Annotated in this window: 15 protein-coding genes and 2 tRNA genes; 6 read left to right on the forward strand and 11 right to left on the reverse strand. The window is 63.1% G+C overall.

Features of this window, described 5'->3' with window-relative positions; genetic code table 11:
* Positions 1–2 precede the first annotated feature (2 nt).
* Positions 3–1,247 carry a S9 family peptidase gene (locus H7C86_RS20105; protein WP_182262119.1) on the forward strand — a complete coding sequence of 415 codons (1,245 nt, stop codon included), beginning with the start codon at positions 3–5 and terminating at the stop codon, positions 1,245–1,247.
* 1 nt (position 1,248) lies between these two features.
* Here the strand turns inward: H7C86_RS20105 and H7C86_RS20110 are convergent, their stop codons facing one another.
* The 10 genes from H7C86_RS20110 to H7C86_RS20155 all read right to left on the reverse strand — a co-directional run bounded on the left by H7C86_RS20110 (position 1,249) and on the right by H7C86_RS20155 (position 9,194).
* Positions 1,249–2,427, reverse strand: coding sequence for a cation:proton antiporter (locus H7C86_RS20110; protein ID WP_019746478.1), 1,179 nt, complete (start codon positions 2,425–2,427; stop codon positions 1,249–1,251).
* 34 nt (positions 2,428–2,461) lie between these two features.
* Positions 2,462–3,091 carry a pyridoxamine 5'-phosphate oxidase family protein gene (locus H7C86_RS20115; RefSeq protein ID WP_097388015.1) on the reverse strand — a complete coding sequence of 210 codons (630 nt, stop codon included), beginning with the start codon at positions 3,089–3,091 and terminating at the stop codon, positions 2,462–2,464.
* Positions 3,088–3,903, reverse strand: coding sequence for an ABC transporter ATP-binding protein (locus tag H7C86_RS20120; RefSeq protein WP_182262120.1), 816 nt, complete (start codon positions 3,901–3,903; stop codon positions 3,088–3,090). The genes H7C86_RS20115 and H7C86_RS20120 overlap by 4 nt, the downstream gene beginning before the upstream one ends.
* Positions 3,900–4,952, reverse strand: coding sequence for an iron chelate uptake ABC transporter family permease subunit (locus H7C86_RS20125; RefSeq protein ID WP_182262121.1), 1,053 nt, complete (start codon positions 4,950–4,952; stop codon positions 3,900–3,902). The genes H7C86_RS20120 and H7C86_RS20125 overlap by 4 nt, the downstream gene beginning before the upstream one ends.
* Positions 4,949–5,992, reverse strand: coding sequence for an iron ABC transporter permease (locus tag H7C86_RS20130; protein WP_020968171.1), 1,044 nt, complete (start codon positions 5,990–5,992; stop codon positions 4,949–4,951). Before H7C86_RS20130 ends, H7C86_RS20125 begins: the two co-directional genes overlap by 4 nt.
* Entirely contained in the window at positions 5,989–7,020 is a 1,032-nt protein-coding gene (locus H7C86_RS20135) for an iron-siderophore ABC transporter substrate-binding protein (protein WP_182262122.1), read from the reverse strand. The genes H7C86_RS20130 and H7C86_RS20135 overlap by 4 nt, the downstream gene beginning before the upstream one ends.
* A 156-nt stretch (positions 7,021–7,176) precedes the next feature.
* On the reverse strand, positions 7,177–8,022 hold the full coding sequence (locus H7C86_RS20140) for an AraC family transcriptional regulator (protein ID WP_232816815.1): 846 nt from the start codon (positions 8,020–8,022) through the stop codon (positions 7,177–7,179).
* 118 nt (positions 8,023–8,140) lie between these two features.
* Positions 8,141–8,213: transfer RNA gene (locus H7C86_RS20145), tRNA-Arg, on the reverse strand.
* 73 nt (positions 8,214–8,286) lie between these two features.
* Positions 8,287–8,378, reverse strand: a tRNA-Ser gene (locus H7C86_RS20150).
* Positions 8,379–8,474: 96 nt separating this feature from the next.
* Positions 8,475–9,194, reverse strand: coding sequence for a dienelactone hydrolase family protein (locus H7C86_RS20155; RefSeq protein ID WP_029254257.1), 720 nt, complete (start codon positions 9,192–9,194; stop codon positions 8,475–8,477).
* Between the two features lie 61 nt (positions 9,195–9,255).
* Between H7C86_RS20155 and hisC the strand changes: the two genes are divergently transcribed.
* The 3 genes from hisC to H7C86_RS20170 all read left to right on the forward strand — a co-directional run bounded on the left by hisC (position 9,256) and on the right by H7C86_RS20170 (position 13,034).
* Positions 9,256–10,332 (forward strand): histidinol-phosphate transaminase, encoded by a 1,077-nt coding sequence (gene hisC / locus H7C86_RS20160; protein WP_029254256.1) that lies wholly within the window; start codon positions 9,256–9,258, stop codon positions 10,330–10,332.
* 100 nt (positions 10,333–10,432) lie between these two features.
* The gene (locus tag H7C86_RS20165) at positions 10,433–12,127 is read left to right on the forward strand and encodes a bifunctional UDP-sugar hydrolase/5'-nucleotidase (protein WP_029254255.1); all 1,695 of its coding nucleotides are present in this window, start codon (positions 10,433–10,435) and stop codon (positions 12,125–12,127) included.
* Between the two features lie 37 nt (positions 12,128–12,164).
* The gene (locus H7C86_RS20170; RefSeq protein ID WP_019746470.1) at positions 12,165–13,034 is read left to right on the forward strand and encodes an MYG1 family protein; all 870 of its coding nucleotides are present in this window, start codon (positions 12,165–12,167) and stop codon (positions 13,032–13,034) included.
* Between the two features lie 20 nt (positions 13,035–13,054).
* Here the strand turns inward: H7C86_RS20170 and H7C86_RS20175 are convergent, their stop codons facing one another.
* Positions 13,055–14,065 (reverse strand): alpha/beta hydrolase family protein, encoded by a 1,011-nt coding sequence (locus H7C86_RS20175; RefSeq protein ID WP_172932467.1) that lies wholly within the window; start codon positions 14,063–14,065, stop codon positions 13,055–13,057.
* Positions 14,066–14,464: 399 nt separating this feature from the next.
* Here H7C86_RS20175 and H7C86_RS20180 point away from each other — a divergent pair, with 399 nt between their 5' ends.
* Positions 14,465–15,085, forward strand: a complete 621-nt coding sequence (locus tag H7C86_RS20180; RefSeq protein WP_182262123.1) for a LysE family translocator — start codon at positions 14,465–14,467, stop codon at positions 15,083–15,085.
* A gap of 25 nt (positions 15,086–15,110) precedes the next feature.
* The gene (locus tag H7C86_RS20185) at positions 15,111–15,515 is read left to right on the forward strand and encodes a DUF4259 domain-containing protein (RefSeq protein WP_064113851.1); all 405 of its coding nucleotides are present in this window, start codon (positions 15,111–15,113) and stop codon (positions 15,513–15,515) included.
* Positions 15,516–15,604 lie beyond the last annotated feature (89 nt).

The following is a 15,604-nucleotide window of genomic DNA, read 5'->3' on the forward strand; positions in this document are numbered from 1 at the left end:
CCATGTCTCTCGCGTCGTCGTTCTTCGCCCATCCACACCAGGCGTTCACTGCCGGTTTCTACCGCAACGAGTCCTTCGACTTCGAGCTAAGAGTCGTTCTCGGGCAAGCCACCTACGGCGCGGCAGATACCGGCGAAGTGCTCTCGGCCATCGCTCATGTCGGCGAGAAAGACCTCGAGGGCTGGTATGAGGCCTGGTTCGACCTCGGCACACGAGTATTCGGGCAGGCCGATGAGGCGGCCGAGGCCGGGCATTCACGAAGCGCGTCCAACGCGTACCTGCGGGCGGCGTCGTACTTCGGTGTGGCGATCAACGCCGTCGACGGTCTCAGCGACGATTCGGTTCTGGTCCCCACTTTCAAACGTCACCGACAGGCGTGGGACCGCTTCGTCGACACCACCGCCCAGCCCGTCGAACGCGTCCGGATCCCTTACGAGGACACCTACTTGCCCGGGTACTTCTTCCGGCCACCCGGCGACGTGCGACGGCCGACGTTGATCATGGTGAACGGTAGCGACGGCCCGATCAGCGGACTGTGGGGCAGCGGCGGCGCCGGGGCCCTCGAGCGGGGCTACAACGTGTTGATGTTCGACGGTCCCGGTCAGCAGTCGATGCTCTTCGAGCGCAACATCCCGTTCCGTCACGACTGGGAATCCGTCATCACGCCCGTCGTCGACTATCTCGTGGACCGGCCGGACGTCGATGCGTCGAAGCTGGCGATCTACGGGATCAGTCAGGGCGGTTACTGGGTACCGCAGTCGTTGGCGTTCGAGCATCGGATCGCGGCAGCGATCGCCGATCCGGGGGTCGTGGACGTGGCCGCGTCGTGGCTCGCCCATATCCCCAAGAACATGCAGAAGCTGCTCGACGAGGGGAAGTCGGAGGCCTTCGACCGCGACATGGCGATAGGGCTGGGGATGAAATTCTCGAAGGACAGCGCCCGGATCTGGCGTTTCCGAGCGCGTCCGTACCTCGCCGACGGTTACTACAACACTCTCGCCGAGGTTCGGAAGTACCACCTCGAACACGTCGCCGGCTCGATCTCCACTCCCCTGCTCATCACCGATCCGGAAGGCGAGCAGTTCTGGCCCGGTCAATCCAAGCGGCTTGCCGCCCTATCCGGCGGACCGACGACGGTGGTTCCCTTCACCGCTGCCGAAGGCGCGAACTTCCACTGTCAGCCCATGGCGAGGCGTCTGACGGATCAGCGAATGTTCGACTGGCTCGACGAGCAGTTGGATCTCTGAATCAGGACACTTTCTCCTTTTTCGTCAAGAGAGTGGCGAGCATCGGCAGCAGTAGAACGGTGATCGCCCCGGCCGCGACAAGAATCGACGCGTTGTCCGACGACATCTGATGCGCGTCGACGGCAGCGCCCGTGACCGCCACGATCATGGGCAGACCGGTAGCCCCGTACAACGCGACTTGCGCACTTTCGCGCGTGGTGAAGGGCGGCTCGACCTTCTCGAACTTGGTCACGAAGAACACCGGCACGCCGCGGACGACAACGATCAGGATCAGAAACGCAATCAGTATGCCGGGACTGGCGGCGACCGCCGAGACGTCGATTGCCATGCCTGAAGTGATGAAGAAGATCGGGATGAGGAACCCGAAGGCGATCCCGTCGAGCTTGATCTCGAGGCGCTCGTCGCCCTCTGGCATCAGTCGCCGCAGGATGAAGCCGGCGGCAAACGCGCCGAGAATGACGTCGAGTGAGAACACGGCCGACAGCACTCCGAGGCTGACCAACAACAGAACGGTGAGGCGGACCGTCGTCTGCGCCGTGGTGTCCGCTCCTGCCCGCACCAGCCGATGTGTCCACGAGCCTTCGTGAATCAGCTTGCCGGGCAGCACCGCCACGACGATGGCGATCAAGGCGAAGACGGCAAGAACGATCAGCGACAGGACGGCACCACGGGCACTCAGCAGCACCGCCATCGCGACGACCGGCCCGAGTTCGCCGACGGCCCCGTGATTGAGGACCGTCTTGCCCAAGCGTGTGTCGAGGAGTTTGTTGTCCTTGAGGATCGGCAACAGCGTGCCCAGTGCGGTCGACGTCATTGCGATGGCAACAGCGGCTTCCGCGGAGATCACGTTCCTCATGCCAAGCAGCGCGACCACCGTGAACGCCAACGCGAGGCAGAACAGCCACGTGTAGAGCGCTCGACGTCCGCCGCGCCCACTGAGTTCCTGTCGGTCGATCTCGTAGCCGGCGAGCAGGAACAGCATGCCGAGGCCGAGTTCGCGGAGGATTCCGATCGCTTCGCTGTCAGCGGCGATGTTGAGGGCGAACGGCCCGACCACTGCGCCCGCGACCAGTAGCAACACCACTTCGGGAACCAGTCGACGCGGGATCAAGCCCGCGACTATCGGCGCGATGGCCGCGATCAGCGCAATCCAGAACAGCGACGAGGCAATTGAAGGCACGGATCATTATCGGACATAGGTGACGGATCTGCGCTCAGTACAGGTACTTGCGGTACGCCTCCTGCCGAGCCGGCTCCAGATCCTCGACCAGCAGGCTGTGCTGCTCGGCCATCATGTCGCGCAGACTCGGTACGTCATCGGATGCGCGCCACGTCGACGGATCCCACAGCTTCGCCCGCAGAATCGCTCTCGCGCAATGCAGATACGCCTCGTCGATCTTCACGATCACAGCAAGCTGTGCCGGCTTGCCGTTCATCGCCATCGAGTCCAACAGATCAGGATCGGTGGACAGAGTCGCCGTGCCGTTGACGCGCACGATCTCGTCGTGCCCGGGCGCGAGAAAGAGGATCCCCACGTGAGGATTTTCGATCATGTTCCGGTAGGAGTCAGCGCGCCGGTTGCCCGGACGATCCGGGAGCACGAGCGTCTTCTCGTCGGGAAACAGAACCTGACTGACCAAGTCTCCGCGCGGCGAGCAATCGCAATTTCCGGCCGCATCGGATGTCGCGAGCACAAAAAACCTTGCCTGCTCGATGAATTCACGGATCAACGGAGTCGTGTAAGCGGTCTGCTTCTCCATGATCGTCGGATGGGGCTGTCCGAGAATCGCATTGAGTTGTTCCACGGATTCGATCCGCCCGCCCGGGGCGTTCGACGCCGTCACGTCAACACGTCGTCGAGGACGTGGTGGCGCCCGAGCGGCAACACCAACGGCTTACCCGAGATGGGGTCGGGGATGATTCGGCTCTCGAGACCGAAAACGGTGCGGACGTTGTCACTGGTGAGCACCCCGGCAGGATCACCCGCCGCGTAGACCCGGCGATCGGCCATGGCGACGAGGAAGTCGGCGTAGCGGGCGGCGAGATTGAGATCATGCAGAACCATGACAATCGTTGTACCCCGAGTCCGGTTCAGGTCGGTGAGCAGGTCCAAGACCTCAACCTGGTGGCTCACGTCCAAGAAGGTAATCGGCTCGTCGAGAAGAAGCAGATCGGTTTGTTGGGCGAGCGCCATCGCAATCCACACACGTTGGCGCTGACCACCGGAAAGCTCGTCCACCGATCGTTCGGCCAATTCGGTTGTGTCCGTTGCCGCAAGCGCCTCGGCGACGGCGGCGTCATCCTCGCGACTCCACCTCGACAGCACCCGCTGATGTGGATGACGACCACGGCCGACGAGATCGGCGACAACTATCCCTTCCGGCGCGATCGGTGACTGCGGCAGCAGACCGAGGGTGCGAGCGAGCTTCTTCGCGGGCAGGCGATGAACATCCTTGCCGTCCAATAGAACATGACCGCTTCGGGGACTGAGTAGCCGCGACATCGACCGCAGTAGCGTCGATTTGCCGCACGCGTTGGCGCCCACGATGGTCGTGATCTTTCCCGGCGGCACCGCGAGGTCGAGCGATTCGACGACGGTCCGTCCTCCGTAACCGAGTTCGAGGTTTTCGACAGTCAGAGTATGGGATTCGGTCACAGCGAACCTCCCGTTCGGTTGGAGCGAATGATGAGGTAGACGAGATACGGCGCTCCCAGCGCGCCAGTCACCACGCCAACGGGGTAGCGGGTGCCGAAGGCGTACTGTCCGCAGAAGTCGGCAACGAGCACCAGCAGCGCTCCGACCAGCGCCGACGGAATCAAAAGTGATGTTCCCGGACCGACGATGCGGGCGGCGATGGGCCCTGACAGAAATGCGACGAAGGCGATGGGCCCCGCAGCGGCAGTGGCAAAGGCGATGAGTCCGACGGCCGCAATGATCGACAGAATGCGCGTTCGTTCCACTCTGACGCCGAGCGCTTGTGCTGCGTCGTCACCGAGCTGGATGGTCGAAAGGTTGCGCGATTGGCTCAGCAGCACCGGTCCGAGGACAACCAGCGCCAGGAGTACGGGAACCGTCGAACCCCAGTTGGCACCGTTGAGGCTGCCGGTGAGCCAACGCATCGTCTCCTGCAGATCCCATGCGGCGGCGGTACTGAGCAGGTAGGCGGTGACGCTGTCGAGCATCGCGGCGATGCCGATACCGATCAGGATCAGCCGAGTGCCCGCTACACCGTCTCGGAAGGACAGAACGTAGATCAAGACTGCGACGCCCAGACCGACAGCGATGGCGAAGATCGAGACCTGCGAGCCGCCGAGCGAAAGCGAGATGATCGCGAAAGCCGCTGCAGCGCTTGCGCCCGAGCTGATCCCGATGATGTCGGGGCTCGCGAGCGGGTTGCGCAGCATCGTCTGGAACGTGATGCCACCCAAGCCGAAACAGATTCCGCCGACCACAGCGAGGACAGCGCGAGGCAGCCGGAGGCGGCCGACGGTGAACGAGGCACCGGGCACGTTCTCCCCCAGCACGACGCGAAGCACATCTGACGGCGGGTAGAAGGTTTTTCCCACCATCAGAGTGACCGCGAAGGAGGCGACGACGAGGACCGTCAGCACGGCAATCACGATGCGGCGGCGTCTACCTCGTCGGATACGGCTTGCTCCGACTGCGTCGACCTCGACTTCGGGAGTAACGAATGTAGTGGTCACAGCTCACGTATTTTCTGACGGCGGACTATGTAAATGAAGAAGGGCGCTCCGACGAGCGCGGTGATGATGCCGACGTCGATTTCGCTCGGCCGGGCGACAATTCGTCCGAGAATGTCGGCGGCGACGAGAAGGCCGGCACCTGTCAGCGCAGAAAACGGTAGTAGCCAACGGTTGTCGATACCGATCAGCAACCGGCACAGATGCGGGACAACCAAACCGACGAAGCCGATCGGTCCGGCAATGGCAGTGGCTGCACCGCAGAGCAACACTGCACCGAGCGCTGCCACTGCACGAACCACCGCGACGCGTTCGCCGAGACCTGACGCAACCTCGTCGCCGAGCGCAAGAGAGTTGAGACTGCGCGCTGACAGCAGACAGATCACGAAGCCGACAATGAGGAAAGGCAGACCCTGCCGGATCACCTCGAAACTCGCGCCACCGACGCCGCCGATCTGCCACGAACGAATGTTGCCCGCAATATCGTTTCGCGGCAGCATGATCGCAGTGATGAACGAAGCAAACGCAGCCGATGTTGCGGCCCCGGCAAGAGCCAACTTGAGTGGCGTGGCTCCACCTCGCCCGAGTGACCCGACTACGTAGACGAACAATGCCGCGCCGGCTGCACCGAGTACGGCCACCCAGATCATGCTGGTCTGGGTCCACAATCCGAACCACGCCATTCCGATCACCACGGCGAGCGAAGCGCCCATGTTGACGCCCAGGATTCCGGGATCCGCCAAAGGGTTTCGGGTAATCCCCTGCATCACCGCGCCGGCAAGACCGAGCGCAGCACCCACGACGATCGCGAGCACCGTCCGCGGAATGCGCTTGGCAATCGCACCCTGACCGATGTTGTCAGTGGAACCGCCAAGTGCGGCAACGATGTCGGACCAATCGACCTCACGAGAGCCGATGACGATCGAGGCGCACATGAGCACGGCGAGGACCACGAGAAGGGCGATCAGCCACAGCGAATTGCCGAACGTCGGGCGCCGCGTATCGCTGGCGCCCGACGTCGAATCCTGCGAGGTTACAGTCACTCCGACTTTCCAGCAGCCCCGGCGAGCAGATCGACATAGTCGCCGAGTACCCACGATATGGCGAGCGGAGTCGGGTTGGCCGCCGTTCCCATCGGGCCGGTTCCGTTGAGGAAGACGATCGAATTGTTGGCTACAGCAGGCATCTGCGAGAGCAGCGGGTCAGCCTTGAGTGCGTCGACAAGTGCCTGGTCACCGTAGGTGACGATCAGTTCGACGTCGTCGAAGACGTCCACACGCTCGGCACTGACCTTCTTCGAGAACTCACCACCCGTCGAGGCGTCGGCAACGCTCTTCGGCGTCGAAAGTCCGAGGTCCTCGAAGAACGCGGCACGTGTGTCGTTCGCAGTGTAGAAGCTGACCTGACTCAGGTCGGCAGTGTCGACGTGCGTCAGGAACATTGCTTTGCCGGCAAGCTGCGGATGTGAGGCAACCTCGTCGGCGATCTCCTTCTCGATGGTGGAGATCAGTTCCTGCCCTTCGGATTCCATGCCGAGGCCCATGCTGTTGAACTTGATGACGTCACGCCACGACGTCGCCCACGGCCCCTCGGGATACGCCACAACCGGAGCGATCTCACTGAGAGTGTCGTAGTCCTCCTGCGTCAATCCGGAGTACGCGGCAAGAATGACGTCAGGGTTCGTATCGGAGACGGCTTCGAAGTCGATGCCGTCGGTCTCGTCGAAGAGCACCGGCGGCTTCGCGCCGAGGTCGTCGAGCTTTTCCTCGACCCACGGCAGCATTCCGTTGCCGTTGTCGTCGCCGAACGTCGCCGCTGCCATTCCGACGGGAACCACGCCGAGAGCAAGGGGCACTTCGTGATTGGCCCAGGCAACGGTGGCAACTCGCTCCGGCTTGGCGTCGATCGTCGTAGTTCCGAAAGCGTGCTCGATCGTGACAGGGAAGGAGCTGGATCCGCTTCCGGCGCTGCCGCCGTCGGCGGTCTCCGAGGAGCCGGAACTGCAAGCTGTCATGCCGAGGGCGACTGCGACCGCTGCTGCGGCCACCGCCAAGAAGCGTTTTGAACGCATGAAAACAGAACTCTCTCGAGAAGGGGTACGGCCCTCAACCCGGCTCAATCAGGCACTTAGGTGAGGTTTGCCTAAACCGTATACGGGAGGGCAATGTGGCGCAATCGCGTGTTTGGGACACCCGGTGTAGCGATCGAGACAAGGTGTGATGGCCGATCAGCTAGCCCGGAACATCCCTGGTGTAGCGCCGGTAGTGCGCCGAAATGCCGCACCGAACGCACTGGTCGAGTGGTAGCCCACGCGCTCGGCAACCTCTTGCAGATCCAAGCCGTGTGCAAGAAGAGTCACCGCTCGTTGGGCGCGCACCGCTGACACCCACTGCCCGAAACTCATCCCGGTCTCCGACCGAAATGCCCGGGTGATGGTTCGCGGGCTGACGCCGAGGAGCCTTGCCCAGTCGGACAGCGTTCGCATGTCACTCGGATCGTCACCGATCGCGTCGACGATGGGTTGCAGAAGCGCCGAGTCCGGCACCAGAACCAGCAACTCGTTGGGTGACGGCGCCAGTACGTCGATCACCATCTGCTCTGTGAGCGAGCGCGAAGAGGTTCCGAGTGAATCGTCTGCCAGTCGCTCGAGGAGGTTCCGCAGCAGCGGAGTCACCTCGATCGCCACCGGCACGTCGGACAGAGACGGAACCGATGCGATGTCGAGCTGAGCGGCCCGATACCAGGTTCCGGCGGGCGCGATCGCCGAGTGCAGGACGCCGGCGGGCATCCACAGACCGACGGTCGGGGTGATCGTCCACGTGCGCGATCCCACCGTGGCGCTCGACGCTCCTCGCTCGTTCCACAACAATTCGTGGGTCGGGTGCGAGTGCGCCTCCCACCGGGTCTCGCGGGAGACAAGCTCGTCCATGCCCGCGATGACAAAGGGCACCTCGACCGCCCCGGCCGAGTAGACCGGGAGCGTCCGACTGTCGACGGTCTCCAACGGGTTCTCCTCGGTTCGCGCGACTGCTCCGGAGAAAGCATAGGTCGCGGGGATCGGTTGTTGGTTCATACGATCGCGAGGGTCACCGACCGAAATTCGCCGAGGTGACGTCACACACATTCAAAAATTGCGAATGCACCACAACAAAAAGAAGGTCACAGACCGGAGTCTGTGACCTTCTTTCTTGTGCGCCCGAAGGGATTCGAACCCCTAACCTCTTGATCCGTAGTCAAGTGCTCTATCCGTTGAGCTACGGGCGCATGTTCTGTTGTCTTGCGTGTCTTGCCGTCGTACTTTCTATCATTTCTAACCCGCCGGTCAAAATCACCGGCTTGGCGGAGGCGAGAGGATTTGAACCTCCGGTCCCTCGTAAAAGGGACAACTCATTAGCAGTGAGTCCCATTCGGCCGCTCTGGCACGCCTCCCTGGGGGTTCCGATCCTTTCGGACCGCCGGATCGAAAGATTACACACCCTTCGCCACCAAAGGCAAAACGCGTGGTCAGCGCCCTGATTTGTCGGCTTACCGCAGGTGGCTGTCGAACCAGTCGAAGATCCGGGTCTGAGCTTCGACGATCGAGGCCGAGCCAGGGTCGTCGAGGTCGGCGTCCTCGGACAGCTGTGGCGGCTCGTCCGCCCGGTGGGCCAGTCCGGCGTAGCTGACCACCAGTGTCGCGACGTCGGCCTTGGCGGTCGCTTCCCGGAGCAGGGTCACGTGCTCACGCGGCGTGCTGGGATCGTCCTCGCCGTACAGCGCCAGCCACGGCGCCTGCAGGGAAGTGGCCGCATCGACGAGCGCCTGAGCATCCACCGACAAGGCTTCGACGATTCCCCGGGCGGCGACGCTCACCGCGGCACCGACGGGACGGCTGGTGGCCACGAGCATCGCGGCGGTCCCGGCGTCGTCGAATCCGAGCACCCCGACGGTGTCCGCGAGAACTTCGCGTCCGACGAGCCAATCGAGGGTCGCGTCGAAGTCGGCGAAGAGGTTGTCACCGAACACCTCGCCCTGCATGTGTTCGGGTTCGCGGTGGAACAGGTGCGGTGCGACGCTCACCCACCCTTCGCCGGCGAGTGCGCACATCAGATTCAGCAGAGCCGGGCTGAACTGGCGGGCTTCATGCAGGACGACGATCCCGCCCCGCGTCGGGCCGTCCGGCTCCACCACCGTCAGCGGAACAGCCGTGGCGACCTCCCCTTCGGCTGCGCGCAGATACGCGGTGGCCCGGAAGATTTCCGACATCTTCTAACTCTGACACGCAGACGGCCGCTACGCACCAAATCGGTGCGCGCATAATCGACTCGTGACCGCACACATTCGCCCTGACCTCGCCTCCATCCCCGCCTACGTTCCCGGACGCAATTTTCCGGGTGCGATCAAGCTGGCGAGCAACGAAACGACCGTAGGGCCGTTGCCCGGTGTGCGTGACGCCGTCGCCGACGCGGTCGCCAATGCCAACCGCTACCCGGACAATGCCGCGGTCGCACTCATCGAGGCGCTGGCCAGCTTCCTGAAAGTCGAACCGGCCAACGTCGCCGCTGGTTGTGGCTCCGTGACGCTGTGCCAGGAACTCGTGCAGATCACCTGCGATCAGGGTGACGAGGTCATCTACGCGTGGCGTTCGTTCGAGGCGTACCCCGTGGTCACCCAGGTCGGCCATGCCGTCTCGGTCAAGGTTCCGCTGACCGAGGACTTCGGCCACGACCTCGACGCGATGCTGGCCGCGATCACGGATCGCACGCGGTTGATCTTCGTGTGCAACCCCAACAACCCGACCGGCAACGCGCTGTCGAAGGCAGAGCTCGAGAGCTTCCTCGACGCGGTCCCGACGCACGTCGTCGTCGCACTCGACGAGGCGTACTTCGAATACTCACGCTCGGACGCCGACGGCATCGAACTGTTCCGCAGCCGCCCCAACGTGGTTGTTCTGCGCACCTTCTCGAAGGCGTACGGCCTCGCGGGAATCCGCGTGGGTTACGCAGTCGCGGATCCGGAGATCATCGTGGCCCTCGGCAAGGTGCACACCCCGTTCACCGTGAGCGCTGTCGCGCAGGCCGCCGCAATCGCTTCCCTGGCTGCAGCAGACGAACTGCTTGCCCGCACCGAAGGCGTCATCGCCGAGCGGACGCGAGTGCGCAGTGCACTGATCGAAGCCGGGTACACCGTCCCCGAGTCGTCGGCGAACTTCGTCTATCTCCCCCTCGGAGAGCTCTCCCCCGGTTTCGCCGAGGCGAGTACCGAGGCGGGCATTCTGATCCGTCAGTACGGCGTCGAGGGCGTCCGGATGACCATCGGCGATCCACACGAGAACGACGCGTTCCTCGCTTTCGCGAACACCGACGTCGCGAAGCAGGCCGCGGGCATCGGCGTCACCGCGTGACACTCGATACATAACTGTTACGCCGAGGACTGGAATTCGTTTCGGCGGACGGGCACACTCAGGGAGGTTCGAGGCCGGTCCGAGTGAGGGAGCACGACGCATGACGCGACGCATGACACGAACGTGTGCCGTGCTCGCAACGACCCTTCTCGCCACCACCGCGACCTCCCTGAGTGCCGTCGCCACCGCCGAGTCCCAGGACACGGTGTCGGTACGTCTGCTGGCGTTCAACGATCTGCACGGCAGCCTCCGCCCGCCGGAAGGTGTTCGCAGCGAGATCAGGCAGGCCGACGGTTCGCTCACCCCCGCAGGTGGCGCGGCGTATCTCGCGGCATACGTGACGCAACTTCGCAGCCAAGCCACCAACTCGCTGCTGTATTCGGTCGGTGACAACTGGGGATCGTCGGCATTGGAATCGGCGATGTTCAACGACGAACCGACGGTCGAACTGCTGAATCGGATGAAGATCGACGCTTCCGCGATCGGCAACCACGAACTGGACAAGGGGCTCGCCGAGTTCCGTCGTATGCAGTCCGGCGGTTGCTCCGCCGTCGACGCGTGCACGTTCAGTCCGTCCTTCGGCGGCGCCAACTTCCCTCTGATGGCCGCAAACATGACGTACACCAACGGCACTCCGGCCACGCTGCCCTTCACCGTGAACATGGTCGACGGCATTCCGCTCGGAGTCATCGCGATTTCCCCCGCCAACACGTCGCAGATCGTCACACCGGGCGGGATCGCCGATCTGCAGTTCGGCGACGAGGTCGAAGCGATCAACCGCACGGCCGATGTCCTCGACTTCTTCGGCGTCAAAGCCATCACCGTTCTCCTGCACCGTGGGGACGAACCGGCCGTCGAAGGTGGGCCCAACGACTGCAACGTCGAGTCCGGCCCGGCCCGCGACATCGCTCTTCGTGCCTCACCGAAGGTGGACGTCATCTTCACCGCCGACAGCCACCAGCAGTACAACTGCGAATTCCCTGATCCCGCAGGCAATCCCAGAGTCGTCATGCAGGGCGCTTCGCACGGCCGGATCGTGTCCGTCGCCGACGTCACCATCGACCGCAACACCCGCGAGGTGGTTCGCGATCAGACGTCCGCTTTCAATCAGATAGTGACACACGATATTTCGCCGGATCCCGATATTCAGGCTCTCGCCGACCGGGCCTGGTCGGAGGCGTCGGAAAGCGCTCAGCGACCGGTGGGGACCATCACCGCCGATCTGACACGGGACCGCGTACCCAGCGGTGAATCGACACTCGGCAACCTGGTCGCCGACGCTCAACTCGCGGCCGGATCGACACGAGGGGCTCAACTCGCGTTGACGAACCCGGGCGGCATGCGCGAGGACTTGGACTTCGGCACTTCCGGCCAGGTCACCTACCGCCAGGCCTACGGTGTTCAACCCTTCGGTAACAGCCTCGAGGTGCTCTCCGTCACAGGAGCGGTGTTGAAGGACGCTCTCGAACAGCAATTCCAGATCGACCTCGACGGCACCGCTACCGAGCGCATCCTCTCCCCGTCCGCGGGCTTCACCTACGCCATGGACCGGCGAGCAGCGCCGGGCTCGCGAATCTCGGAAATGCGCTTGAACGGGCAGGACATCGCCCCCGACGGCGTCTACAGCGTCGTGGTGAACAAGTTCCTCGCCGAGGGCGGGGACGGTTTCACCGCACTGAAGAACTCCACCCAGATGACCGGCGCGGGCAACGACCTCGACGCCTTGACGGCCCTGTTCGCAGCCGGGTCCCCGGTCTCGCCGCCTGCCACCGATCGCATCCGCACCGTCGGCTGAATAGGCATCCCCCCGCTCGATTGCCTAGTCTCGACGGGTGATCATCGCGACCCATAACGGCAAGTTCCATGCAGACGACGTCTTCGGCGTATCGCTGCTCAAGCAGCTGTACCCCGACGCCACCGTCGTTCGCAGCCGTGACGAGTCCGTCCTCGACAGTGCGGACATCGTGCTCGACGTCGGCGGTCGCTACAACCCGGCCGAGGGTCGCTTCGACCATCACCAGCGCGATGCCGGCGAGCGCAGCAACGGCATCCTGTACTCCGCTTTCGGTCTGCTCTGGCAGGAATACGGCCTGCAGTTCTGCGAAGGCGACGCCTCCGTTTTCCGCCGAATCGACAGTCGTCTGGTCGAGGGCATCGACGCCGTCGACAACGGCCAGGAGATCTACACCCTCAACGACTACGGCACCAAGCCTTTTGATCTGTCGTCGGTGCTGGACCTGTTCAATCCGATCTCGTCCACCGACGAAGAGTTCGACACCCAGTTCGAGCTGGCCGTGGTTCTCGCAACTCAGGTCTTGATTCGCCTGCGCGCCAAGTACGCCGGCGACGCTGCGGCCGAGCGCGAGTTCACCGAGACCTACGAGAAAGCAACGGACCCGCGCTTCGTCGTGCTGGAACGCTTCGTTCCCCACGGCCGCGCCGCGTCGGCCCAGCCGGAGCTCCTGTTCACGATCTTCCCGAACACCAACGGCGGCTGGTCGATTCAGACGGTCAAGCCTGCTGACTCCAAGTTCGGTTCACGAAAGCTGTTGCCGGAGCCGTGGCGCGGCCTGAACGGCTCGGACCTTGCCGCCGAGACGGGCGTCGACAGTTCGGTCTTCTGCCACAAGGCGGGGTTCATCGCGGCTGCGCAGACCCGTGACGGCGCCCTCCAGTTGCTCGAACTGGCACTGGCCGAGTAGTTCTCAGCTCACAGTCCAGTTCACATTCCCAGGGCGGTCTTCACTGTCGGCCAGGAATCGTGAAGCGCGTCTTGCCAGTACGGCCATGAATGGGTGCCGACGTTTCGATACGCGAACACTGCGGGAATCGACAACTCCCCCAACCTCGCCTCGAACAGTTGCGTGCACGTGTTTGCCAGTGCCTCGAGCGGCCCGCCTTCGATGGCCGTCTGCAGGCCGCCCGGGGTGAAAATGTTGTCGTATTCTCCGGGTGCGCCCGTGCCCGAGGAAACGTAGATCGTCATTCCTCGCAGCGTTTCAGCATTGGTGGACGGGTCGTGCTTTTGCCAGTCGGGGTCCGATGACGGGCCCCACATGTTGGTGGCGTCGCCTGCCTTACTGGCCACCGTGAGCCGCACGGAATCCTGCGAAGACGACTCGGAGTTGTCGAGACAGCCACTGTACGAGGCTAATCCGGTGTAGAGCTTCGGGTGATGTGTGATGAGGTTGGCCGCGCCGAGCGCACCCATGGACACCCCGCCGACCACATTCGTCCCATTTCCGGAAAACGCAGAATCGATCAACGCCGGAAGCTCTTCAGCGAGAAACGATTCCCACTTGTTCACACCGAGGTTCGGATCGTCGTTCTTCCAGTTGGTGTAGAAACTGCCGGTACCGCCAACAGGGAGAACGACGTTGACGTTCTTGTCGGCGAAAAACGCTTCGATGTCGGTCTTTTGAGTCCAGGTGCTTTCGGAGTATCCGGATTCCGAACCGGCACTGACGCCGTCGAGTAGGTAGAAGGACGGTCGCGAACCGGCACTCGACGCTGGATGCAGAACCTGCACTTGCACCTCGCGCCGCATAGCCGGCGAATCGACGAACACGGCACTACGAGTGGGCGACAATTGCTCGATGCGATTGATGTGAGCCCCGGTCTGACCTGTCAGATCTCCTGGTGGATTTTCGGGCGCCGGTTCGGCATACGCCACTCCGCCCACAACAAGCGCGAGCACGACCAACACAATCCCGACAAACCCAAATCTCCGCATCCGTCAAGTGCCCCCTGAGCATCGCACGACTATCGCTAACCCTCGATTGGACAGGACGAACGTCCCGAGGTCAACCCACTGGTTGGGATTTATTACTCGCGGGTATCCAATGAAGTTGGACAGTTTTCCACCGATGCACACACAGGTGTGGATAACTTCATTCACATCCACTTCCCAGTTGTGCATAACCTGTGGACAAAAGGATGAATTACAACAGAGTTATTCCTTCTACCTGCAACGACCCGTTTCCCCACAGTGTGCATAACTTTGTCGATCACGGCTCGCGAGACGCCGGATTCCGGGCGTGTCCACGCAGTTCACACCGTCGCGCCCTTCTTTGTTCACAGGCACGACACCACCAACCGAGAACGCTCCCCACCCCGGCTTCATACTTGTTGCATGCTGACCGCTCTCCTCGCCGCCACAGCTGTGCTCGCCCTACTGACTCTGGTCCCGGGGCCGGACATGGCCGTCGTGACGCAGGCTGCTCTCGGCGCGGGCAGATCTGCCGGTTTCCGGGTAGCGGCCGGCATCGTCTCGGGCCTTCTGGTGTGGGGTCTGTTGACCGTCCTCGGGCTGTCGGCGATCCTGGCCGCGTCGGCGGAGGCGTACACCGTCGTCAAGCTCGCCGGCGCGGCTTACCTGATCTATCTCGGTGTGCGAGCACTGTGGGAGAGCCGGACGTCGCGGATGCAACACAATGCCGACGCTCCACGATCGCAGAAGGCCGGGACATGGAAGACGGGCTTCACCACCAACCTGCTCAACCCCAAGATCGCCGTCTTCTACACCGGACTGTTGCCGCAGTTGGTTCCGACCGGGTGGCCGACGGGACCGTCGCTTGCATTGCTGGTGCTCATCCACGCAGCCATCACCATCGTGTGGCTCAGTGGCTACGTGGTCCTTCTCTCGCGAGCGCGTAGCACCTTCGAGAAGCCCCGAGTGCGACAGGCACTCGAGCGCATAACCGGAACAGTTCTTCTAGGATTCGGAGCGAAGATCGCGCTCGAAGCGCGCTGAGACGGCAATCGGAAAAGAGTAGACAGTGGGCGCGTGGGGATCGGGACCGTTCGATAACGACGGTGCAGGGGATTTGATCGCGTCCATCGGACACGGTGACTTCACCTTCGAATCGGTGGAGTGGGCATTCGAGGACGACTACCTCGAGGTGGACGGCGGCCAAATCGCCGTCGCCTTGCTCGAATTGGTGTTGATCGTGCGCGCCGATCGCAAACGCGACCCCGCCGCCCAGGACCTCGATCTCGACTCCTTCACCGCGGCTCTGACCAGTGAACGGCTCACCTGGCTGATCGAAATGGTGGAGCGCACCATCGCATCGACCGATTCGGAACTGTTCGAGCTGTGGGACGAGCAGGGACCGGAAGAGCTTGCGTCGTGGCGCGTTCCCGTCGTGGACGGTCTCGAGGATCTGCGCGTTCTGTCGGTCTGATTCCGTCGCCGCTCCATCACGTTTGCTTATCGGGCCACAACGGTTCGGTCTTGGTCAGATGCCCTGGTAGGACCCTATGGTCGAACGGA

The organism is Rhodococcus sp. UFZ-B548, assembly GCF_903819475.1.
GTDB classification, from domain to species: Bacteria; Actinomycetota; Actinomycetes; order Mycobacteriales; family Mycobacteriaceae; genus Rhodococcus_F; species Rhodococcus_F erythropolis.